This window comes from Hoeflea sp. IMCC20628, from assembly GCF_001011155.1.
GTDB lineage: Bacteria > Pseudomonadota > Alphaproteobacteria > Rhizobiales > Rhizobiaceae > Hoeflea.
This window is the reverse complement of sequence record NZ_CP011479.1, coordinates 1,960,121-1,981,087: the sequence shown is the minus strand read 5'-3', so window position 1 is coordinate 1,981,087 and position 20,967 is coordinate 1,960,121. Positions and strand designations below refer to the sequence as shown.

The 20,967-nt window shown below is 59.2% G+C and carries 20 protein-coding genes; 10 read left to right on the top strand and 10 right to left on the bottom strand.

The genetic code is table 11. The features are described 5' to 3' along the window. Positions 1–6: 6 nt before the first annotated feature. From IMCC20628_RS09380 to IMCC20628_RS09370, 3 genes are all read left to right on the top strand, one after another. Positions 7–492, top strand: coding sequence for an Hsp20/alpha crystallin family protein (locus tag IMCC20628_RS09380; protein ID WP_047029998.1), 486 nt, complete (start codon positions 7–9; stop codon positions 490–492). A gap of 214 nt (positions 493–706) precedes the next feature. After that, positions 707–1,507, top strand: a complete 801-nt coding sequence (locus tag IMCC20628_RS09375) for a DUF72 domain-containing protein (protein WP_047032421.1) — start codon at positions 707–709, stop codon at positions 1,505–1,507. 111 nt (positions 1,508–1,618) lie between these two features. After that, complete coding sequence (locus IMCC20628_RS09370) at positions 1,619–2,389, top strand: glucose 1-dehydrogenase (protein ID WP_047029997.1); 771 nt, start codon at positions 1,619–1,621, stop codon at positions 2,387–2,389. 48 nt (positions 2,390–2,437) lie between these two features. On the opposite strand, the gene IMCC20628_RS09365 is transcribed toward IMCC20628_RS09370, so the two are convergent. After that, positions 2,438–3,682 (bottom strand): MFS transporter, encoded by a 1,245-nt coding sequence (locus IMCC20628_RS09365; protein WP_047032420.1) that lies wholly within the window; start codon positions 3,680–3,682, stop codon positions 2,438–2,440. A gap of 133 nt (positions 3,683–3,815) precedes the next feature. Here IMCC20628_RS09365 and IMCC20628_RS09360 point away from each other — a divergent pair, with 133 nt between their 5' ends. Then, the gene (locus IMCC20628_RS09360; RefSeq protein ID WP_082128087.1) at positions 3,816–4,649 is read left to right on the top strand and encodes a helix-turn-helix transcriptional regulator; all 834 of its coding nucleotides are present in this window, start codon (positions 3,816–3,818) and stop codon (positions 4,647–4,649) included. A 15-nt stretch (positions 4,650–4,664) separates the two neighbouring features. Here IMCC20628_RS09360 and IMCC20628_RS09355 read toward each other — a convergent pair whose 3' ends face one another. After that, positions 4,665–6,131: an NAD(P)H-hydrate dehydratase gene (locus IMCC20628_RS09355; protein ID WP_047029996.1), complete on the bottom strand. Its 1,467-nt coding sequence runs from the start codon at positions 6,129–6,131 to the stop codon at positions 4,665–4,667. A 271-nt stretch (positions 6,132–6,402) separates the two neighbouring features. On the opposite strand from IMCC20628_RS09355, the gene IMCC20628_RS09350 reads away from it, so the two are divergent. Next, positions 6,403–6,792 (top strand): hypothetical protein, encoded by a 390-nt coding sequence (locus tag IMCC20628_RS09350; RefSeq protein ID WP_156174461.1) that lies wholly within the window; start codon positions 6,403–6,405, stop codon positions 6,790–6,792. 281 nt (positions 6,793–7,073) lie between these two features. Here the strand turns inward: IMCC20628_RS09350 and IMCC20628_RS25085 are convergent, their stop codons facing one another. After that, positions 7,074–7,316 carry a hypothetical protein gene (locus IMCC20628_RS25085; protein WP_156174460.1) on the bottom strand — a complete coding sequence of 81 codons (243 nt, stop codon included), beginning with the start codon at positions 7,314–7,316 and terminating at the stop codon, positions 7,074–7,076. On the opposite strand from IMCC20628_RS25085, the gene IMCC20628_RS09345 reads away from it, so the two are divergent. Both IMCC20628_RS09345 and glnA read left to right on the top strand, forming a co-directional pair. Next, positions 7,315–7,653 (top strand): P-II family nitrogen regulator, encoded by a 339-nt coding sequence (locus IMCC20628_RS09345; protein WP_047029994.1) that lies wholly within the window; start codon positions 7,315–7,317, stop codon positions 7,651–7,653. The genes IMCC20628_RS25085 and IMCC20628_RS09345 overlap by 2 nt on opposite strands. Before the next feature lie 60 nt (positions 7,654–7,713). After that, positions 7,714–9,123: a type I glutamate--ammonia ligase gene (gene glnA / locus IMCC20628_RS09340; protein ID WP_047029993.1), complete on the top strand. Its 1,410-nt coding sequence runs from the start codon at positions 7,714–7,716 to the stop codon at positions 9,121–9,123. A gap of 102 nt (positions 9,124–9,225) precedes the next feature. Here the strand turns inward: glnA and IMCC20628_RS09335 are convergent, their stop codons facing one another. The 6 genes from IMCC20628_RS09335 to IMCC20628_RS09310 form a co-directional block, all read right to left on the bottom strand. Further along, positions 9,226–10,269, bottom strand: a complete 1,044-nt coding sequence (locus tag IMCC20628_RS09335) for a TAXI family TRAP transporter solute-binding subunit (RefSeq protein ID WP_245307908.1) — start codon at positions 10,267–10,269, stop codon at positions 9,226–9,228. A 16-nt stretch (positions 10,270–10,285) separates the two neighbouring features. Continuing rightward, positions 10,286–11,323 (bottom strand): hypothetical protein, encoded by a 1,038-nt coding sequence (locus IMCC20628_RS09330; protein ID WP_047029992.1) that lies wholly within the window; start codon positions 11,321–11,323, stop codon positions 10,286–10,288. A 280-nt stretch (positions 11,324–11,603) separates the two neighbouring features. After that, positions 11,604–13,034: an aspartate aminotransferase family protein gene (locus IMCC20628_RS09325; protein ID WP_047032417.1), complete on the bottom strand. Its 1,431-nt coding sequence runs from the start codon at positions 13,032–13,034 to the stop codon at positions 11,604–11,606. A gap of 66 nt (positions 13,035–13,100) precedes the next feature. Beyond that, positions 13,101–14,114: an NAD(P)-dependent oxidoreductase gene (locus IMCC20628_RS09320; protein WP_047029991.1), complete on the bottom strand. Its 1,014-nt coding sequence runs from the start codon at positions 14,112–14,114 to the stop codon at positions 13,101–13,103. Further along, complete coding sequence (locus IMCC20628_RS09315; RefSeq protein ID WP_047029990.1) at positions 14,111–14,557, bottom strand: transporter; 447 nt, start codon at positions 14,555–14,557, stop codon at positions 14,111–14,113. Before IMCC20628_RS09315 ends, IMCC20628_RS09320 begins: the two co-directional genes overlap by 4 nt. A gap of 134 nt (positions 14,558–14,691) precedes the next feature. Then, complete coding sequence (locus IMCC20628_RS09310; protein ID WP_052766610.1) at positions 14,692–15,519, bottom strand: phospholipase; 828 nt, start codon at positions 15,517–15,519, stop codon at positions 14,692–14,694. Between the two features lie 142 nt (positions 15,520–15,661). On the opposite strand from IMCC20628_RS09310, the gene parE reads away from it, so the two are divergent. After that, a complete protein-coding gene (gene parE / locus IMCC20628_RS09305; protein WP_047029988.1) occupies positions 15,662–17,740 on the top strand; it encodes a DNA topoisomerase IV subunit B in 2,079 nt (692 codons plus the stop codon). A gap of 568 nt (positions 17,741–18,308) precedes the next feature. Here parE and IMCC20628_RS09295 read toward each other — a convergent pair. Further along, the gene (locus IMCC20628_RS09295; RefSeq protein ID WP_245307907.1) at positions 18,309–19,349 is read right to left on the bottom strand and encodes a DUF2336 domain-containing protein; all 1,041 of its coding nucleotides are present in this window, start codon (positions 19,347–19,349) and stop codon (positions 18,309–18,311) included. Positions 19,350–19,611: 262 nt separating this feature from the next. On the opposite strand from IMCC20628_RS09295, the gene IMCC20628_RS09290 reads away from it, so the two are divergent. Beyond that, complete coding sequence (locus IMCC20628_RS09290) at positions 19,612–20,067, top strand: MaoC family dehydratase (protein ID WP_047029985.1); 456 nt, start codon at positions 19,612–19,614, stop codon at positions 20,065–20,067. Continuing rightward, on the top strand, positions 20,067–20,966 hold the full coding sequence (locus IMCC20628_RS09285) for a CoA ester lyase (RefSeq protein WP_047032416.1): 900 nt from the start codon (positions 20,067–20,069) through the stop codon (positions 20,964–20,966). The genes IMCC20628_RS09290 and IMCC20628_RS09285 overlap by 1 nt, the downstream gene beginning before the upstream one ends. Position 20,967 lies beyond the last annotated feature (1 nt).

Here is a 20,967-nt window from a genome sequence, read left to right as displayed (position 1 = left end):
AATATTATGGCAGACACAAAGCAAAACCTCCCCGCGAAGCGGTCATCCGGCGTATTCGACGACTTCCGCAAGGAGATGGACAACATGATGGAGCGGTTCTTTGGAGACACCCCGACGGCAGCGGTAAAAGCCGGTTTCCCGTCACTGATGACGGCTGGCGCTGTCCGCCCGGCCATCGACATCACCGAAAACGACAAGGCGATTACTCTGACCGCTGAACTTCCGGGAATGTCGGAAGACGACGTCGATCTGACCGTTGCCGACGGCATGCTGACGCTGAAGGGCGAGAAAACCGTCTCGCATGAATCAAAAGATGACGACAGCATTGTCGTTGAACGCAATTACGGCTCGTTTTACCGTTCGTTTCCTGTGCCCAACCGGGTCGATCAGGACGCGATCGATGCGAAATTTGAAAACGGCGTTCTCAATGTAGTCATGCCCAAGATACCCGGGCAGGACACCAAGGGTCGCAAGATCAAGATCGACACCTGACCAGATTTACCGCGAGTTGCGGTAACGGCCGGCCGGATCTACCCCCCTCCCTCTTGATCCGACCGGCCCTAGGATTGTTCGACAAGCAGCGCACAAAATTGGACGACGGAAAACGGGTGGATGCCCGGAGCCGAATATGGCTAGTATGAACCTGGCGCTGCCATCATGTATCACCACGGCGGCAGAGCAGTTTCTGCCAGCAAGGGAGGCATTCTTGACCACACACGCAACAATCCGCGCCGGCATCGGCGGCTGGGTGTTTGATGCCTGGAACGAGAGTTTCTACCCGGCAAAAATGCCCAAGACGAAGCATTTGCAGTATGCCGGATCGCAGTTGAGGGCGATTGAGGTCAACGGCACCTATTATGGCAGCCAGAAGCCTGCGACATTTGCCAAATGGGCAGCCGATGTGCCGGATGGTTTTGTCTTCTCGCTCAAAGCCAGCCGCTACTGCACCAATCGCAAGGTTTTGGCGGAGTCCGAGCCTTCGATCACCAAGTTTCTCACCCAGGGCATTACCGAACTCGGCGACCGGCTCGGTCCGATCCTGTGGCAGTTCATGCCGACGAAGAAATTCAAGCCTGATGATTTTGCGGCCTTTCTGGCGCTGTTGCCTGAAAAGCAGGACGGCATCGCGCTGCGCCATGTCGTCGAAGCCCGGCACGAAAGTTTTTGCACGCCGGAATTCATCGAACTGCTGGCCAAGCACAATGTGGCGGCGGTCTGCGCCGATCACGAGAGCTATCCGATGCTGGCCGATGTGACGTCGGATTTCGTCTATGCCCGATTGCAGCGCGGCAGCGATGATATCGCGACCTGCTATCCGCCGGACGACATTGATCTGTGGGCGAAACGACTGAAGACCTATGCGGGAGGCGGCGCTCCGTCCGACCTGCCCCTGATCGCTGCCGGCCGCAGCGTCGAAAAGCAGCCGCGCGACGTCTTCGCCTTCTTCATCACCGGCGGCAAGGTCAATGCGCCGGCCGGTGCGATGGCCTTGCAGCAGCGGGTCTGACTGGCGCAGCCGGACCAAAATTCCCTATTCGGTTGATTGGCATCAAGGCGGAGCCGCGCGACTGCGCGTACCGTTGATCCCGTAGCCTTCACACTTTCACGGGAGAGCGAAATGGGATTATTTTCAGGAAAAACCGCCCTTGTCACCGGATCAGGAGCCGGCATCGGTCGCGCCACGGCGCTGAAATTTGCCGCCGAGGGTGCCAATGTGGTGGTTTCCGACATTCATGTGGAAGGCGGTGAGGAAACCGTCTCGATGATCCACCAGGCAGGCGGCACCGCCATGTTCCAGCGCGCCGATGTGTCCAAAGCCGCCGATGTGGCGGCGCTGGTGGCCGGTGTCGTCGACCAGTACGGACGGCTTGACTGTGCGGTCAACAACGCCGGCATCGAAGGCACCATTGCCCCCTTCGCCGATCAGGCGGAAGCCAATTACGATGCCATCATGAGCATCAATGCCAAGGGCACTTATCTTTGCATGCAGGCTGAAATCCGCCACATGCTGCAAGCCGGTGGTGGCACCATCGTCAATCTGGCTTCCATCGCCGGTCTGATCGGCTTCCCCGGTCTGTCGCCCTATGTCGCTTCAAAACACGCGGTGATCGGCATGACCAAGAATGCAGCACTCGAATATGGCAAGGCGGGCATTCGGGCCAATGCAGTCTGCCCGGGCGGCATCGACACCAGAATGCTGGATTCACTGGCCGATCAGGCGACAGCCGGCGCCCAGAGCAGCGCCCAGATGATGGATCCGCTGCACCCGCTCGGCCGTATCGGAACGCCGCAGGAAGTGGCCAACCTGATTGTCTGGCTGTCTTCGCCCGAGGCATCGTTCATGCTCGGCGCCATCATTCCGGTCGATGGCGGCTACGTCGCACAATAGAAACGGACTTACGGAGCCATGGCGGCAAGGCAGTGGCTCCGCAGCTTTCTAGATCGTGCGCGTTTCTCTCGGCAAAAAGATCGTCAGCAATCCGAGGAACGGCAGGAAGGCGCAGATCTGGTAGACATAGACGATGCCCTTGATGTCGGCGACCTGCCCCAGCACGGCGGCTGAAATGCCTCCCATGCCGAAGGCAAATCCGAAGAACACGCCGGCAATCAGACCCACGCGGCCCGGCACCAGTTCCTGCGCAAACACCACGATGGCCGGAAACGCCGATGCCAGCACCACGCCGATGATCACGGTCAGCACCGCTGTCCAGAACAGATCGGCATAGGGCAGCATCAGCGTGAACGGCAAGATGCCGAGGATCGACACCCAGATCACCGCCTTGGCGCCGATCCGGTCGCCGATAGGTCCGCCAATCAGCGTACCTGCCGCCATGGCGCCCAAAAACAGGAAAAGCAGCAATTGTGCATCCTGCACCGAAACGTCAAAGCGTTCGATGGTGTAGAAGGTGTAGAAACTGGAGAAGCTGGCGACATAGACGTTCTTGGTGAACACCAGCAGCGCCAGCACGACAAGCGCGACAATGACCCGCCGGCGGCTGTGGGCCAGGACCTTGCTGGCCGCAGGACGTCCGGCCGAAGCACGGCGGAAGGCGCCATACCAGCGGCTGACCCAGGTCAGGATCACCATGGCGCAAAGGGCAGCAAGGCCGAACCAGGCGACCGAGGCCTGACCGTTTGGCACAATGATGAAAGCAGCCAACAGCGGACCACTGGCGGTGCCGACATTTCCGCCGACCTGAAACACCGACTGCGCCGTGCCGTGGCGTCCGCCCGATGCCAGACGGGCGATGCGCGAGGATTCCGGGTGAAACACAGCCGAACCAAACCCGACCAGAGCCGCCGCCGCAAGCAGCAAGCCGTAAAACCCGGCGGACGCCAGCAGCAGCAGACCGACCAGCGAAAATCCCATGCCGACCGGCAGCGCATAACCGAGCGGGCGCTTGTCGGTGTAGGCACCGATCGCCGGCTGCAACAGCGACGCAGTGACCTGAAATGCAAAGGTCAGCATGCCGATCTGGGCAAAGCTCAAAGCGTAGTTGGCCTTCAGGATCGGATAGATTGCCGCCAGCACCGATTGCATCGTGTCATTGAGAAAGTGACAGACGCTGAGTGCCACAACGATCGAGAAGGTCGCTGTCGTGGCTGCCGGAGTTTGTGCGGGCGCAACGGCCGCGGAGTTCACATCCGCAGGCGGTGGGGCCGCTGCTGCAGCTTTTGGCATTCCATCCATCTGTCATTCCCTCCCGCAGGCGTGCCTCCGGTCGTCAAATCCGACCTGCAAGCAAGTGATACACAGCTTGATAGCGTCCCGCTTTCGTGCTCTGGTCTATATCTTACGCAACTGGGCCAGTGCGATGACCTTTGAACTCACAGCCGAGACCAGCCTTGATCGACCGATCGAAACCACGGATCAACGGGCACTTCGCCTTGCCGCCGTCGAGGCGGCTGTCGAACCGGCCGTGGCCTATTCGCATTTCTACGATGATGACGAGCATGTCGCCGAACACGAGCATGGCCGGGCGCAATTGCTGCATCCCAGTGTCGGTGTCGTCACCGTGACCACGCGGGCCGGCCGCTGGATGGTTCCGCCGGGCCACGCTTTGTGGATTCCCGCCGGCGTGCGCCATGCGGTCGACACCATCGGCCGCGTTGACATGCATTCGGTCTACGTGCTGCCGGACGCGATCGCCGGATTGCCGGCGCATCTCCACGTCACCGGCCTGACGCCGCTGATGCGGTGTCTCATCGCCGAGGCCATACGGCTGCGCTCCGATGCCGCCACACCACGCGCCGGCTTTATTCTCGGCGCCCTGCTGCATGAAATTCTGCAATTGCCGCAACGCCCGCTTGGCTTGCCGTTTCCGTCACAAAAGCGGCTGGCGCAATTGTGTCGCGAGTACCTGGTTCAGCCAACGGCACATCTGAAGATCGATCATTGGGCCGATGCAGCAGGAATGAGCCGGCGCAGCTTCACCCGCGTGTTTCGCGCCGAGACCGGGCTGAGCCTGTCGACCTGGCGGCAGCAGGCCTGCCTGATGGCAGCGTTGCCACGGCTCTCTGCCGGCGAGACCGTGACGGCTGTGGCGCTGGATCTGGGCTACGACAGCGTGCCGGCCTTCACCACCATGTTCTGCCGCGTCATGGGTACGCCGCCCAAAACCTATCTGCGTGCCCAAGCCGTCAATTGAGCCATCAGTTGGGGTTCAAGCCGGCCTGCCGATTTCCAGCACCAGGTCCTCTGCCGTCATGTTCGCACCGGCCCGGTTTCCGGCCTCACCATGCATCGCCACACCGGCGCACGCCGCCTCGAATGGAGGCATGCCCTGGGCCAGCAATCCTCCGATCAGGCCACCCAGCACATCGCCTGACCCGGCGGTGGCCAGCCAGAGTGGCGCATCGGCGTTGACGGCGCAGCGTCCGTCCGGTGCTGCAATCACCGTATCGGCGCCCTTGTAGACAACAACGGCATTGAGCTCGCTTGCCGCCAGTCGGGCACGATCGATCTTCGACAGCGTCATGTCATCAGTCAGATCTGGGAACAAGCGGCGAAACTCGCCTTCATGCGGCGTCACAACAAGCCTTGATTCCCCTTTGAAAAGAATCCGCAATTCGTTCTGATCTTCAGCGAAGGCAGTGAGCCCGTCAGCGTCCAGCACCACAGGACGCCCGGTCTCAGCCAGCAATCGCGTGAAGCCCCGCGCCTTGCCAAGATCACCAAATCCCGGACCAATCACAAAGCCTGAAATCCGCTTGTCATTAAGCCAGTCAGTCAGGTCAGCCTCGTCCTTGATCGCCCGCTGCATGATCGCAGTCAGATGCGTCGCCTGCAGCAAGACCGCACTCGGCGGTGTCGCCAGCGTCGCCAGCCCAGCGCCAGATTTCAGCCCAGCCATCGCCGACAGCCGTGCAGCGCCACCGGAAATCAGCGGGCCGGAAAACACGCCCAAATGCCCGCGGCTGTATTTGTGCTGGGAAAAGGACGCCGTGGGCAAAGCCTCACGGTAAAGGCCGGGATGATTGCGCCAGATTGGATCCTCGCTGCGGATCAGCCGCGCAGGAATGCCGATGTCACCGAGATGCATCCGGCCACAGAATTCCCTGCCCGGCATCAGCAGGTGGCCGGGTTTGAGAGCGGCAAAGGTCACAGTGTCCTGAGCCAAAAAACAGGCGCCGGTCGGCACGCCGGTGCGGCCTGACAGCCCCGAAGGCAGATCGACGGCAATCACCGGTGTACATGCCGCGCCCGCCCGCTCGATCACCGCGGCAACATCGGCGCCAACCGGCCGGTCGAGGCCGGCGCCAAACAGCGCATCGATGATCACATCGCCGGTCTGCGGCTGCCAGGCGTCGAGCGGCTGCATCGATCCCGGACATGCGTCGAACGCACGCGCCGCATCGCCGCCGGATCTTGGCTCCTGTCCATAGCGGACGACGTCGACGCCGGAGCGCATCAAGGCCGCAGCGGCCACATGGCCGTCGCCGCCATTGTTGCCCGGCCCGCACAACACCACCGCGCGCAAAACCTCCGGAAATCGCGACAGCAACACCGCCGCAACGTGAGCCCCGGCAGCCTGCATCAGGGCGAAACCGTCCAGGCCACTGTCGATTGCCGCCTTGTCAATTCCCGCCATCGCGGCAGGTGTCACCAGTAAAGTGTCATTGATAGCCATTCCATGTTCGTGGCACGGGCCGGATATGGCGGTCAAGATCACGGTGAAACGAGGCGCGTTCACATGACACTAAGGCGGCCCAGCGCAACAGCCCGAACCTCAGGGCGAAGCCACAAGCACGAAATCGCCCGGGACTTCGACAACCGGCAAATCAGACAGGCGCCGCGCTAAAGGTTCGCAAATTTTGAAAAACGACGGTCAATTTGCGAAAATCAGCTCTGCAAGCTAACCCAACTGGGGATATCGGGTAAAAAACTAATAGGGGAAGACAATGAAAACACATATCGGAAAATGCGGAATGGTGCTGTTGGGCACCATCATGATGGTCGGCGCGACGGAATCTGGACTGGCGGCGCAAACTGGCTGGTTGAGCGTGACAAAGCTTCGACAGCACATGGCCAATCTCGAGCGCACGGGGCAGATGCCGACCGGACTGGTCTGCAGGACCGATCCGGGAGGAAGTTCCGGCCCGCAGGTGCGGGTCACATCCAGGAAAATCAAAAACAAGAACATGCGGTGGCATTGGGCCTGGGGAACTGGGTTCAAGGCGGTCGACAAACGGCTGCAGCGCGATGGCTATGAACGCGTCAGCACATCGTCCTACAAGGGCGTTTTCGGGCTGGAATTTAAATGCGGCCTCTGGGTCCAAAACCCGAACTGATAGCTGGTGCTCCTGGCTACGTTGAAGCGCCGGGCGCGGCGCGAGCCGATGGCGACACCGTGCGCATCATCGCGCAGTCGCAGGGCGCACCGGATAACGCGACAACAGCGAGAAATGGGGATTGGAATCCATGAGAAAGCGCTCGCGGCATGCAACCCGATCAATGCCTTTTGCGACGCTGAGCTCCCCCCAGGACCGCGGGTGCCGCATTCGCCTGATGATTGACGAGTATTTATGCATACTGCCTATTTATCGTGCAGCTTATGGCGCACAAAAAATCATCACTGTTTTTGATGGATCTCGGACAAACGCCTAAAACGGACCAGATTTTGTCCCGGAGCCGCATGATCAATGAAATTCCTCCTGTTTTCCTGCCCATTCCAGCCGCTGAACGAAGTTTTTTGATCGGAAGCGACTATTTTCAAATAATGTGGCACGGTGTGTGCTTTGATACAGGCGAGTGGGTTTCTGGCGTTCGCCTTGATGCCTGCTTTCACAGGACAGAGCGGAGAATTGGTTTTCATGAAAAAGATCGAAGCGATCATCAAGCCGTTCAAGCTTGATGAAGTGAAGGAAGCTCTTCAAGAAGTTGGCCTCCAGGGCATCACGGTCACCGAAGCCAAGGGCTTCGGCCGCCAGAAAGGCCATACCGAACTCTATCGCGGAGCGGAGTATGTGGTCGATTTTCTGCCGAAGGTCAAAGTCGAGATCGTTCTTGCAGACGAGACCGCTGAAGCAGCAATCGACGCGATCCGCAATGCGGCCCAGACCGGCCGTATCGGCGATGGCAAGATTTTTGTTTCCAACGTCGAAGAAGTCATCCGCATTCGTACCGGTGAAACAGGCAATGACGCCATCTAACCACTGTGTTCGGCGGACCGCCGCGCACCCATCGTCTTTATTAAACAGGGAATTTCGCACATGACGACTGCCACAGAACTCCTCAAGCAAATCAAGGATAACGACGTCAAATTTGTCGACCTGCGCTTCACCGACCCGAAGGGCAAGATGCACCATGTAACCATGGACGTCTCCTGCGTCGACGAAGACATGTTCGCTGATGGCGTCATGTTTGACGGCTCCTCGATTGGCGGTTGGAAAGCCATCAACGAGTCCGACATGGTGCTGATGCCCGACACGACAACGGCGCACATGGACCCGTTCTTCGCACAGTCGACCATGGTGATTTTCTGCGACATTCTCGATCCGATCACCGGCGAAGCCTACAGCCGCGACCCGCGCACCACCGCCAAGAAGGCTGAAGCCTATCTGCAGGCGTCCGGCCTCGGCGATACGGTCTATATCGGTCCTGAGCCCGAATTCTTCATCTTCGACGATGTCAAGTACAAGGCTGATCCGTACAACACCGGTTTCAAGCTCGATTCGTCGGAACTGCCGTCCAACGACGACACCGACTACGAGACCGGCAACATGGGCCACCGTCCGCGCGTCAAGGGCGGTTATTTCCCGGTTCCTCCGGTCGACAGCTGCCAGGACATGCGCTCGGAAATGCTCACCGTCCTCGCCGAAATGGGCCTGGTCGTTGAAAAGCATCACCACGAAGTGGCGTCCGCCCAGCACGAATTGTGCATGGTCTTTGATACTTTGACCCGCATGGCCGACAAGACCCAGATCTACAAGTATGGCGTCCATCAGGTCGCACATGCCTACGGCAAGACAGCAACCTTCATGCCAAAACCGGTCTTCGGCGACAACGGCTCGGGCATGCACGTGCACCAGTCGATCTGGAAGGGCGGCAAGCCAACCTTCGCCGGCGACGAATATGCCGGCCTGTCGGAAAACTGCCTGTTCTACATCGGCGGTATCATCAAGCACGCCAAGGCCATCAACGCCTTCTCCAACCCGTCGACCAACTCCTACAAGCGTCTGGTCCCTGGTTACGAAGCACCGGTTCTGCTGGCCTACTCGGCTCGCAACCGTTCGGCCTCCTGCCGCATTCCGTTCGGCTCCTCGCCGAAGTCCAAGCGCGTTGAAGTCCGCTTCAGCGACCCGACTGCGAACCCATATCTGTGTTTCGCAGCCATGCTGATGGCTGGCATCGACGGCATCAAGAACAAGATCCATCCTGGCAAGCCTATGGACAAGGACCTTTACGACCTGCCGGCCAAGGAGCTCAAGAAGATCCCGACCGTTGCCGGTTCGCTGCGTGAAGCGCTTGAATGCCTCGACAAGGATCGCAAGTTCCTCACCGCCGGCGGCGTGTTCGACGACGACCAGATCGATGCTTTCATCGAACTGAAAATGGTGGAAGTCATGCGGTTCGAAATGACCCCGCACCCTGTCGAATTCGACATGTACTACTCGGTCTAACCGGATCAAGCCGGGTCGCTTCAGCGGCTCGGAACGCAATAAAAAAACCGGCGAACCCAGATGGGTTTCGCCGGTTTTTTCATATCTATCGACAGCTTGCGATCAGTTTTTCAGCCGCTGTTTGAGAAGATTGAGATACTCCTCATTGCTGTCAGCGGGTGCAGCCTCGGTCACCTTGGTGCATTTGGGTGCATAATCCAGCGCCATGCCGGCCTTGACGCAGGAGCCAACCTGCCAGCCCGGCGGCAGCGCTGACAAATCCACCGTTTTCCATTTCGGGTGACCGGTCTCGCGCAATGTGTCCATGCCGTTGAGAACCAGGCTGGAGAAATCCGAGACCGTCGTGCAGCTCTGACGATGATAGGCATTCTTGTTCGGATCGTAGTCATAGGTCATCAGCACCGCTTTGACGGCCACCAGGTCGACCGGATCGGACTGGAAGCTGTAGGTACCCGCAGGCACGCTTGCCTTGGTATAGGTGGCAAGCAGCGGCGCCTCGGTGATCGGTAGCAGATGGAATTTTACCGGATCGATGTCGGCATTGGCGAACAGTGACGCCGGTGCGCCGGCGACATAAAAAAGGGCATCAATTTCGCCCGCCTGCAGCTTCGGCAGAGCCTGGTCCGGATTGAGCGGCACCCGCTCTGCCGCTTCCACCTGCAAAATATCGAGGATCAACGAGGCGGTCAGAAACGTGCCGCTGTCCTTGACCCCGACGGCGACCTTCTTGCCTTCGAGATCCTTGAGGCTGGCGATGCCGGTGCGGGCCAGCACATGAACTTCCTCATTGTAGAGCGGGAACATGATGCGCACGCCGCGCACCGCGTCCTGGACTTCCGGGTCATTGGCCTCGAAGGTCTTGAGATATTCCAGCAAGTCACTCTGGACGATGCCAAACTGGGTGTTGCGCCGGTTGCGAACGCCGATGAAGTTTTCCAGAGACCCGGCGCTTTCGATCACATTCAGCGTCAGCCCGCATTCGGCGCCAAGGGCTGCAATGTCCTTGCCGATGCGGATATAGGTGCCGGTCGGGCCGCCGGTCATGATGTTGCGCTCGAATTCGGCCGACTGGCTTGCGCCGGCCACGAGCGTCAACGCGCCGGCAGCCAGGAACAGCTTTCGAAGCAGGGTGGCAAAGGGTCTCAAGGGCTTTTTCCTCTCATCAGCAGTCGCTGTTCAAATCACGGATCAGATTGCGCAATGTCAGGATCGGCACGCGGTCAAATACGGATTTCAGCGCAGTTGTCACGCATTCACCGGCAATCAGTGTATCCGTCAATCTCTGCAAGTCGGCTTGAGACAATGTTTCAAGCCCCGGCGCTGTGCGCAAGGCTTGCGCCACGGCATCCGGCTTGCGCGTGTCGAGTGCCGGCTTTTCCACTGCGTCGGGTTGCGTTGCCGCTTTGGCCGCATTGCTGTCCGTTACACTCTCAGACTCCTGGCCAGCGCGGCTTTCGAGCTTGAGCGCATCCAGCACCTCCTGCGAGGCCGTCAGCTCACCCTCGGCATCTGCAAGCCGGGTTTTGAGCTCGGCAATGCGCTTGGCATCCTCGGCCCTCGCATCGGCAGCTGCCTTGGCTTGCGCCTTGAGATTGGTCTGATCGGCCAGCATCATCAGGGTCTTGCGGTTCAGCCGGTCCCGCTCCGCCGTCAACTCCGGCACGACTTCATCGCGCAGGCGGGCCAGTTCAGCCTCAAGGCGCGCCTCGGCGACTGTCGTAGACTGCTTTCCAGCGTCTCGTTCAGTTTGGAGTGCCGCCAAATCTCGCTTGAGGCTCTCGTTTTCCCCAGTCAGCCGATCGCGCTCGCGGCTCAGGGCTTCGACGACTGAAGACTGATCCTCCGGCGATCGTGCCTGGCTCGAGACCGCCGCCAGTCTTTCCGTCATCGCATCGAGATCGGCGGCCTGCCGGGCGATAGTTGCTTGCAACGCCTCTAGCTGCGCCCTGTCGGATTGCTGAATGGAACGAGCTTCATCAAGATCTTTGCGGGCTGCGGCAAGGGCGTCGTTCGCGCTGACAGCAGCGGCACGTGCCTCATCGTGCGCAGTGCTGCTGTAGGACGGCAGAAACCGGAATGCGGCATAGCCGCCGGCAGCGCCAAGCACGAGGCAGACGATCATGGCGATGACAGTCAGAGCCCCACCCCGGCGCCTGCTGCCGGATTGGAAACTGCTGTCCCTGCCCCATTGATTGGTCAAACCATCACCTTTCAGACAGTGCCGAGGCTGTTGCCCGCAAAACCATTCTGACCCTGCCAACGACGGGCACAAAAACCCCCGTTACCCAATCGTGAAATGACGCAGAACGGACTGCAAAAGGGGTAACGCGAAACCGGCAGTCACACAAGCAAGCCAGCGACTTGCCCCCTACCCCATATGCTCATCACCAAGCCGATTTTCCAGATGCATATTAAAACGGGGCGGGCCATGTGCCCACCCCGTCTCGTATCCGTCAAAACCAAGATTGATCGTCTGAAGACTACTTCTTGGTCTGGCTGCCGATGAAATCGCGCACGATGCGGACGATGCCGCGGCCCAGCACGGCGTCCAGCGCCGTGATGAAGGCATCAACATGTTCACGGCCGCAGATCAGCGGTGGTTCAAGCCGGATGACGTTGCGATTATATTCGGTGAACGCCACCAGCACATCATGATCGCGCAACAGTTCGGCACCGACAAAGCCTGACAGCGAGCCTTTCAGCTTGTCATCGAGCAGCCCGACCATCGGTCGCAGCAAGGCCGGAAGTGTCTGACTGAAATCCTGGAACTCGAGCCCGACCATGAAGCCACGGCCGCGCACATCCTTGATGATCTGCGGGTATTTGTCTTTCAAACCATTCAGACGCTCGATGAGATAGCCGCCAACCTCTTCGGTATTGCCGAGCAGATCCTCGTCATACATCACGTTGAGCCCCTCGATGGCCGTGACGCAAGCCTCACCGATACCGCCAAAGGTGGCCTGGGCGTGGATCATCGCGGTTTTCGGCGTTCCATAGGCCTTCATGTAAACCTTGCGTGACGCAATCATCGCCGCCATGGCGGTCTTTCCGGCACCGAGCGATTTGGCGAGCGCCGTGACATCCGGCTGAACACCGGCATGTTCAAAGGCAAAGAATTTGCCTGATCGGCCCATGCCGCACTGAACTTCGTCGGCAATCCACAACACGCCATACTCATCGCAGAGCGCGCGCAATTCCAGCCAGAACTCGACCGGGGCTTCGATGATGCCGCCGCCGCCCTGGATGGTTTCCAGCACGATGACGCCGATTTCGGGATCGGATTCAAACGCCAGGCGGATCGCCTCGATGTCGCCGAACGGAACCTTGATTGTGTTGCCGGTCAGCGCAAACTCTCCGCGGTACAATTCGGAGTCAGTCAGCGACAGCACGCCCTTGGTCTTGCCGTGGAATGAATTCTCGGCATAGACGATTTTCGGCCGTTTCGGACCAGCGGCGCGTTCGGCAACCTTGATCGCCGCTTCCATGGCTTCCGAGCCGGAAGAGCCAAGGAACACCATATCGAGATCGCCCGGAGCGATCGCCGCCAGGTTTTTGGCCAGCGCAGAGGCATACTGGCTCATGAAGGCAATGGCGATTTCATGCCGGTCTTCGTCCTGAAACTCTTTTCTGGCGGCAATGATGCGCGGATGGTTGTGGCCAAACGCCAGCGACCCGAAGCCACCGAAGAAATCGAGAATCTTGCGGCCGTTCTGATCGGTGTAGTACATGCCCGAGGCAGATTCGATCTTGACCTTGTGGAAGCCCAGAAGCTTCATGAAATGCAACTGGCCAGGATTGATATGATCCTTGAACAGGTTGGTCATCTCGGTCAGCGACATCGCCTTTGCGTCGGCAACGCTGAGCAAATCGGGGCGTTCAGTCTGGCCAAATTCAGGTTCGGTGGTGGACATCGGCGGCGCTTCCACTGTGACGCGTGTGGGTGTATCAAGCATTGTTCTGGCTCCCTAGAAACAGTTTCATTCGGCCGGTGCGACCTGGGCAGTGGCGGACGACCCACCCCGCACTTTTTGAGCACGATATTCGTCGTAGGCGGCAATCAGCATGTCTTCGTCGCGGTACTGCGGCACCCAGCCGAGCTGGCGCTCGCCCTTGGAGACGTCGAGCACGCAGTTTTCGTCAGCGATGAGATACTGTTCCGGATCCATGATCGGCATGTTGATCAGGTCAAACAGGTCGAGCGTGCGCTTGACCGCCCAGCCCGGTGTCGGGATCAGGAATGATTTCGACCCTGCATGCTTGACCAGATCGCCCAACAGCTTGCGAACCGGTGGCGGATTGATCGAGCCGAGATTGTAGGCCTCGTTCGGCACGCCGGCCTTCCAGGCCATCCGGGCAGCCTCAGCGCAATCAAACACCGAGATGAACTGGTAGGGATTCTTGCCCGATCCGATCATCGGAACCGGCAGGTTGGCGTCAATCAGCTTGAAGAGCTTTTCCAAAATTCCAAGCCGGCCCGGGCCGATGATCAATCGGGGGCGAAACAGCGAAATCGACATGCCGCGGGCCCGCCAGTCAGCAGCCAGAACCTCGGTGTCGAGTTTCGACTGACCGTATTCGCCGAGTGGAGCGACCGCGTGTTCCTCGGTCATCGGAAACGTCAGCGTATGACCGTAGATCATGTCGGTGGTGAAATGCACCAGCCGGTTGGCCCCGGCTTTATCCATGGCTTCGATGATGTTCTTGGTGCCGTGGTAATTGACCGGATAGAAGAAATCGTGACGCTTGGCGCGAACCTGCAGCGGCGAGAGCATCTTGGCAGACAGATTGTAGACCATGTCGTCGGCGGCAACAGGAACCCGCGCAACCGCGTCCGGGTTGGTGACATCGCAGCTTACGATCGTCGCACCCTTGTAGAACGACCGATTGTCGTTGACGATATCTGCGACCACCACGTCTTCGCCTTGGGCGAGCAGGGTCTGTGCGAGATGGCGACCAACAAAGCCGTCGCCTCCAAAAATGACATGTTTCATCCCGAAATCTCTCTTGCTGCTACATTGATCTGGGTGGACTGGGCTGTGTCCTGCGCATCGACGGCATGAGTCTCTCGGCCCGACTGGGCGATGAGAACCGTTCCGATGCAGATGAAGCCGATACCGGCGATACGCCAGCTGTTGAGGTCTTCGCTAAACAGGAAGTAGGCGAATACCGCCACCGCGACATAAGCCAGGCTCAGGAACGGATAGGCGAAGGAAAGCTCAACCTTGGACAGCACATACAAATGCGAAGCCATCGAAATGACGAAGGTCGCCAGTCCGGCAAAGACCCAAGGGTTGAACAAAATCTGGAAAATCCGCGCAATCATCGTGTCGGCGGTAAAACTGACCGGTCCAAGTGACAACATTCCCTGCTTGAGCATCAGTTGTGCCGCTGCATTGGTAGCCACTGTAAAGAGAATGAAGACGATGTATTTCATGTCCGGCTCCGAATTGGGATCGGACCGCTTGTAATCTTATTTCCCAAACAACCGGTTTATTCATGCAGTCAATTTTTTATTAAATTGAAACCAATCCCGAATCGAAACGGAATGGACGTGCAGCAAAAACCGATTCAGCGGCTCAACAGGAACTCGAGCGTCTGCTTCCAGTCGGTCATCCGCATCGGCGTTCCGTGCGAGCCGGTGTCAAACAGTACAAACCGCGCCCGATAGCCTATCGCAGTCTTGCGCACGGCATCGAATACTGCCTTCTGGTCTTTCCAGTCATAGACAGTATCAAGACTGCCATGGGTGAACATGATCGGCAAACCTGCCTTCACCGCCTGGCTTTTCACAAGTCCCATGTCCGGCGCTCCGCCGAGCAGAACCATGCCGGCGAGTCTTGAAACCACAGCGGGATCATTGGCGAGTTTCGAGCAGATGAACGCACCCATCGAGGCGCAGGCCAACACCACCGGCGCCTTGCCGGCAACAACGAGCGCCTTGATGTCGCTCGCGCCCTGATCATCAAAGCTCGTCACCGTAGGCGCCAGATAGGCGCCGCCATTAACGACCATAAGGTTCTTGAGCCGATTGAAATTGCCGCCAAAAGTGTAGTCATTCATGCCGAGCCGCTGGTCACCGCCCCGGCCATGCACAAAGATCACCGCAAACCGCGCAGTCGAGTAGTCACCCGTAACCCCGGTTTCAATCGCCCTGCCACCCACCTCATGCAAAGCAAGACGGCTTTGGCGTTTGACGCCGGATGACACATAGTTTGACCGCACGCGGCGTTCAGGCTCCACGTCGCGGCGGTGGATATCACGCTGCTTGTCGTAATTGACCACCATGAAGGAACTATCCTCGGTGATCGACAGAATTCCCGGATAGGCAAACAGTTTGTCCTTGTGGCCTTTGAGTTCAAGAGAAATGGCCGGTGAGATCACACAGGCCGACATCATGCAGCCGAGCATAATCGCACTCAGCCGGGGATGAACGCCGCGCAAAGCTGCAAACCAAATGATACACAGTCGCTTGAAGGGATGGATTCTGGCACACTCCGGGTGATTCGTTTCCCCAATTTACATCAGGCATCACGGCAATATGGACGATTCCAACGATCTTTTTTCCAAGGTGAGTACACCGGCTGCAAACCCGGCGCCACAGGCGGAAAACAATTCCCCCAAACAGGCACCTGCGACTGCCGCCAAACCGGCGCGGACGCCGGCTTCCGGCAAGGGAGCGCCGGCCAGTGGCGATGAGTACGATGCCTCGACAATCGAGGTGCTTGAAGGTCTCGAGCCCGTGCGCCGCAGGCCGGGCATGTATATTGGCGGCACTGACGAGCGCGCCCTGCACCACCTGTTTGCCGAGGTCATCGACAACTCCATGGACGAGGCCGTGGCTGGTCACGCCACTTTCATCGAGGTCGAACTGGACGCCGAAGGCTATCTCTCGGTCACCGACAATGGCCGCGGCATTCCGGTGGAGAACCATCCGAAATTTCCCGGCAAATCCACGCTCGAAGTCATCCTGACGGTGCTGCATGCTGGCGGCAAGTTTGACAGCAAGGTCTATGAAACCTCCGGCGGCCTGCATGGTGTCGGCGTCTCGGTCGTCAACGCGCTGTCGGATGATCTGGTTGTCGAGATCGCTCGCAACAAGAAACTCTACCGCCAGACCTTTTCACGCGGCATCCCCCAGGGCGGCCTCGAAGATCTGGGCGACATTCACAACCGGCGCGGCACAAAAGTCCGCTTTCATCCCGATCCGGAAATTTTTGGCGCCGCTGCGCGGTTCGACCCCGGCCGGCTTTGCCGCATGGCACGCTCCAAGGCCTATCTGTTCGGCGGCGTCGAAATACGCTGGTCCTGTGCGCCCTCGCTGGTCGAGGGCACCGAAACGCCGGAAAAGGCAGTGTTTCACTTCCCCGGAGGCCTCAAGGATTACCTCGAAGCCTCGCTCGGCAAGGACTATCGGGTTACCCGCGACATTTTCGCAGGCAAGACCGAACGGACCGGCGGTCACGGGTCGATGGAATGGGCGGTGACCTGGTATGGCGGTGACGCTTCAATCAGTTCCTACTGCAACACCATCCCGACCCCCGACGGCGGCACCCATGAAGCAGGTCTTAGAATTGCCCTGACCAAGGGTCTGAAAGCCTATGCCGAACTGACCGGCAACAAGCGCGCAGCGGCAATCACCACCGATGATGTGATGATTTCGTCGATCGGCATGCTGTCGGTGTTTGTCCGAGAGCCTGAGTTTGTCGGGCAGACCAAGGACAAGCTCGCGTCTGCCGAAGCTCAGCGGCTTGTGGAAAATGCACTGCGTGATCCTTTCGACCATTTTCTGGCGGACTCGCCGGGTGAAGCTGACAAATTGCTCGAATGGGTGATCGACCGCGCCGATGAACGGGTGCGGCGGCGCAAGGAGAAGGAAGTCAACCGCAAGACTGCCGTGCGCAAACTGCGGCTTCCCGGCAAACTCTCCGATTGCAGCCAGACCACCGCAGCGGGGGCTGAACTGTTCATCGTCGAGGGCGATTCCGCCGGCGGCTCGGCAAAGCAGGCGCGCAACCGCGCCAATCAGGCGATCCTGCCGCTGCGCGGCAAGATCCTCAATGTCGCCAGCGCCGGCCGCGAGAAACTGGGCGCAAACCAGCAAATCGCCGATCTGGTGCAGGCGCTTGGCAGCGGCACGCGATCGAAATACCGCGAGGAAGATCTTCGCTACGAACGCATCATCATAATGACCGATGCCGATGTCGACGGCGCGCATATTGCTTCGCTGCTGATCACCTTCTTCTACCAGGAAATGCCCGAGCTGATCCGTAATGGACATCTCTATCTCGCCGTTCCGCCGCTTTATAAGCTGACGCAAGGAGCCAAATCACTCTATGCCCGCGATGACGCACACAGGGTGGAATTGCTCGAAACCGAATTTACCGGTCGCGGCAAGGTCGAGATCAACCGGTTCAAGGGGCTTGGTGAAATGATGGCCTCGCAGCTCAAGGAAACCACCATGGACCCGTCGAAGCGGACCCTGCTGAAGGTGGCGATTGATGCGAGCGACCCTGAATCAACCCGGGAATCGGTCGACAACCTGATGGGAACCAAGGCGGACGCCCGCTTCCGCTTCATTCAGGAACACGCCGCCTTCGCCGACAATCTCGACATTTGACCTGATGTCTCGCGGCAGGTGAAAAATATCCTGCCCGTTGCTCTTAGCTCTATGATTTCACAACCATTGTGTCAGATTGCCAGGGCCACGGGTGTTGCCTCTAATCGCTCCAATCCACCCTTGCCGAATTTTGATTTGCAGCCATGGAGCGCAATTGGAAAGCAGTGGAACATGGTCCAGATAGCATTCATCTTCTTCAAGAGAATCACGACCGTCGCGGTTCTCGCCTTTATGACGACCGGCGTGGCGGCAGCTGCGGACAATTTCGGCGCAATCGCGTTTTCGAAAGCCACCGGCGGATACGGTTTTGTCTATGACAGGCAGTCACGCCGCGAGGCCGAGAATGGGGCTATGCGTGAATGCCGTTCCAGGACTAGCGGCTGCCAAGTAGCCGTCTGGTTCCGGAACGGCTGTGGAGCGGTTGCAATCGGGTCGAACGGCTGGGGCAGCGAACCGGGCGCAACGAGGCAGGCTGCCGAAAGGGCAGCAAGACGGAAATGCTCCCGATATACCAATGGCTGCCAGGTGCTGGCCTGGAGTTGCACGTCCCGATAAACCCGGTTTGAACTCAGGCAGCTTCCGCAGCCAAGGCGTGGGCGTAATCGCGTGAGGCCTGGCGCCCCCAGTTCATGTGCAGGTTTTCGACCAGTCGAAGCAGTTCAGCAACCGCCGGGTCGCGTGCTGCGTCGGCTGCGTGGCGTCGCATCAATTCGGTGGTCACCCGGCCGGTATCGATGCTGGTGTGATTGCGCGATGCGGCGCGCCAGATCAGCGTTGCGGTAACGAACACCGGAGCCAGATCCCGTGCAAGGCCGATTGACCTGTACAGCGCCCGCATGGCTGCCTCGCGTCCATCAATCAGAATGCCCCGCACCCGTCCGTCATTCATCCCTGACAGGGAGACGACTGCGGCTGCGAAGAAATCGACATTGCCGGTGCACAGCGCGTGGATCAGAAACGCCGGCGTCAGACGACCCGACATCCGCAGATGCTCAACAAGTGCAGGAATTTCATCCGACATCACGGTTTCGGCCATCTTCAGCGTCGCACTCATGCAGGCTTCCTCGGTGACCTTGCGACCACGGCTGCCGCCAATTGCGGAACGGACAAAATCGGACCCCGCCAGCGCGATGCCGAGCCGTTCCACCAGCGCCTGGCGGACATCGCAAGGCAGGTCAGCACGATCGAACAGCCGCCCGCGGATTTCCGCTGCATCCCCAAATCGCTCGGCAATGCGGCGCAGCGATATGCGGGCGATCGAGACGTGCGGATTGTCGAGCATGTCGGCAACGGCTTCAGCCTCGCCGACTTCTGCCAAGGCCGCAGCAACCGAAACCGACAATGGCCGCCGGAAGGCGACAAACTGCTGCATTGAAGACCGGCCGCTGGCAACAATTTCAATCAGATCATTGTCAGCAAGCACCGGCGACAAGGCAATGATTCGGCCCGCGACTTCGATCTGGTCGCCCGCCAGTCCCAGGATGATGCCGCGCGGCGCATGGTCCACACAGGCAAGGCCCTCGGCGAGCGCAAGACGGACTTTCGGTGAAGGGTCTTCCAACAGCAGTGCCAGCGCTGCCTCCGCGGCCTGGCGTTCGGACATATCCATTGCGCCGTAACCGTATGCGCGGGTCAAGGCCGCAGTGGCGCGACACCGTTCGCTTGTGTTCGCGGTTTCCGACCATTTCAAAAAGGACTTTACAATCATCTCTACGCAGACCCCACTCGATACCAATGACAAGATGCTAGGGCCAAAAGGTTTACGTTCGGTTCACCATGCTTGTTAACGCCTCGGCGTTGATTTTTCCCGGCCTTGCGTCACGGCAGCGAACACGGCATCAATGACCAAGGCAACGAGTGCGGAGGACAAAATGCGCGGCATGTATCTCGAGGAATTCGAACCCGGCGTGGTGATTTCCCACACCCTCAGGCGCACGGTCACCGAGATGGACAACATGTTGTTTTCCAACATGACGCTCAATCCGCAGCCGCTGCATATCGACTATGAATTCTGTAAAACCACCGAGTTCGGCCAGCCTCTGGTCAACTCGCTGTTCACGCTTGGATTGATGATCGGCATTTCGGTCAACGATACGACCGTGGGCACCACCATCGCCAATCTCGGCATGACCGATGTGACGTTCCCCAATCCTTTATTTCACGGCGATACGGTCCGGGTGGAGACCCGAATAGTCTCTGTGCGCGAATCAAAATCCAAACCGGATCGCGGCATTGTTGAAATGGAGCATCAGGCATTCAATCAACATGACAAACTGGTGGCCCGCTGCGTCCGTCAGGCGATGATGCGCAAAAGGCCGGCGCCATGATGAGATCACTGCTGTTCGTTCCCGGCGATTCAGAGCGCAAGATGCGCAAGGCGATCGACTGTGGTGCCGACGCGCTGATTCTCGACCTTGAGGATTCGGTCGCACAATCGCGAAAGGCCGAGGCCCGTCAGATCGTGGCGTCGTTTCTGCAGAACACCGAAAGAAGTGCCCAAGCGCCTCGATTGATCGTGCGCGTCAATGCGCTCGACACCGGCTTGACTGGTGATGATCTGACCGCAGTCGTCCGCGCCTCGCCCGATGCCATCCTGCTGCCCAAAGCCAGTTCCGGCGCCGACATCCAGGATCTGGACGCCCGCATCAGCGTTGAGGAGGCTGCCTCAGGTCTGCCCGCCGGGCAGGTGCTCATTCATGCCTTGATGACCGAAACCGCCACCGGCATGCTTGCCGCCGCATCTTTCTCTAACAAATCTGTTCGGCTTTCAGCCTTGACCTGGGGTGCGGAGGATCTGGCGGCAGACATCGGCGCATCATCCAACAAGAATGACAATGGCAGCTACACCGACGTGTTCCGCCTGGCGCGCAGCCTGACAATCCTGGCTGCGGCCAATGCGGGCGTTGACGCCATCGACACGGTTTTCACCGATTTCCGCGACATGGGCGGACTTGATGCCGAATGCCGGGCTGCGGTGCGCGACGGATTTTCCGGCAAGATGGCAATTCATCCCGATCAGGTCAGCATCATCAATGCCGCGTTCACCCCACCGTCTGAGGATGTCGAACGGGCGGTCCGAATCCTCGCGCTATTTTCGGCTGCCGGACCGGATGCCGGGGTTCTCTCGCTTGATGGCAAGATGATCGACAAGCCACATCTGCGCCAGGCCGAACGGGTGGCGCGGAGGGCAGGACTGGATCCTGATGCCCTGCCCGATCTGAGCTAGA

What these genes read in the sequence shown, in the direction of transcription:
- IMCC20628_RS09380 (WP_047029998.1), top strand. Translation starts at nt 7, where the DNA reads ATGGCAGACACAAAGCAAAACCTCCCCGCGAAGCGGTCATCCGGCGTA.
- parE (WP_047029988.1), top strand. Translation starts at nt 15,662, where the DNA reads ATGGACGATTCCAACGATCTTTTTTCCAAGGTGAGTACACCGGCTGCA.
- IMCC20628_RS09295 (WP_245307907.1), bottom strand. Translation starts at nt 19,349, where the DNA reads ATGGATATGTCCGAACGCCAGGCCGCGGAGGCAGCGCTGGCACTGCTG.
- IMCC20628_RS09285 (WP_047032416.1), top strand. Translation starts at nt 20,067, where the DNA reads ATGAGATCACTGCTGTTCGTTCCCGGCGATTCAGAGCGCAAGATGCGC.
- IMCC20628_RS09360 (WP_082128087.1), top strand. Translation starts at nt 3,816, where the DNA reads ATGACCTTTGAACTCACAGCCGAGACCAGCCTTGATCGACCGATCGAA.
- IMCC20628_RS09355 (WP_047029996.1), bottom strand. Translation starts at nt 6,131, where the DNA reads ATGGCTATCAATGACACTTTACTGGTGACACCTGCCGCGATGGCGGGA.
- IMCC20628_RS09365 (WP_047032420.1), bottom strand. Translation starts at nt 3,682, where the DNA reads ATGCCAAAAGCTGCAGCAGCGGCCCCACCGCCTGCGGATGTGAACTCC.
- IMCC20628_RS09290 (WP_047029985.1), top strand. Translation starts at nt 19,612, where the DNA reads ATGCGCGGCATGTATCTCGAGGAATTCGAACCCGGCGTGGTGATTTCC.
- IMCC20628_RS09310 (WP_052766610.1), bottom strand. Translation starts at nt 15,519, where the DNA reads ATGATGTCGGCCTGTGTGATCTCACCGGCCATTTCTCTTGAACTCAAA.
- glnA (WP_047029993.1), top strand. Translation starts at nt 7,714, where the DNA reads ATGACGACTGCCACAGAACTCCTCAAGCAAATCAAGGATAACGACGTC.
- IMCC20628_RS09370 (WP_047029997.1), top strand. Translation starts at nt 1,619, where the DNA reads ATGGGATTATTTTCAGGAAAAACCGCCCTTGTCACCGGATCAGGAGCC.
- IMCC20628_RS09350 (WP_156174461.1), top strand. Translation starts at nt 6,403, where the DNA reads ATGAAAACACATATCGGAAAATGCGGAATGGTGCTGTTGGGCACCATC.
- IMCC20628_RS09325 (WP_047032417.1), bottom strand. Translation starts at nt 13,034, where the DNA reads ATGTCCACCACCGAACCTGAATTTGGCCAGACTGAACGCCCCGATTTG.
- IMCC20628_RS25085 (WP_156174460.1), bottom strand. Translation starts at nt 7,316, where the DNA reads ATGAAAACCAATTCTCCGCTCTGTCCTGTGAAAGCAGGCATCAAGGCG.
- IMCC20628_RS09315 (WP_047029990.1), bottom strand. Translation starts at nt 14,557, where the DNA reads ATGAAATACATCGTCTTCATTCTCTTTACAGTGGCTACCAATGCAGCG.
- IMCC20628_RS09320 (WP_047029991.1), bottom strand. Translation starts at nt 14,114, where the DNA reads ATGAAACATGTCATTTTTGGAGGCGACGGCTTTGTTGGTCGCCATCTC.
- IMCC20628_RS09345 (WP_047029994.1), top strand. Translation starts at nt 7,315, where the DNA reads ATGAAAAAGATCGAAGCGATCATCAAGCCGTTCAAGCTTGATGAAGTG.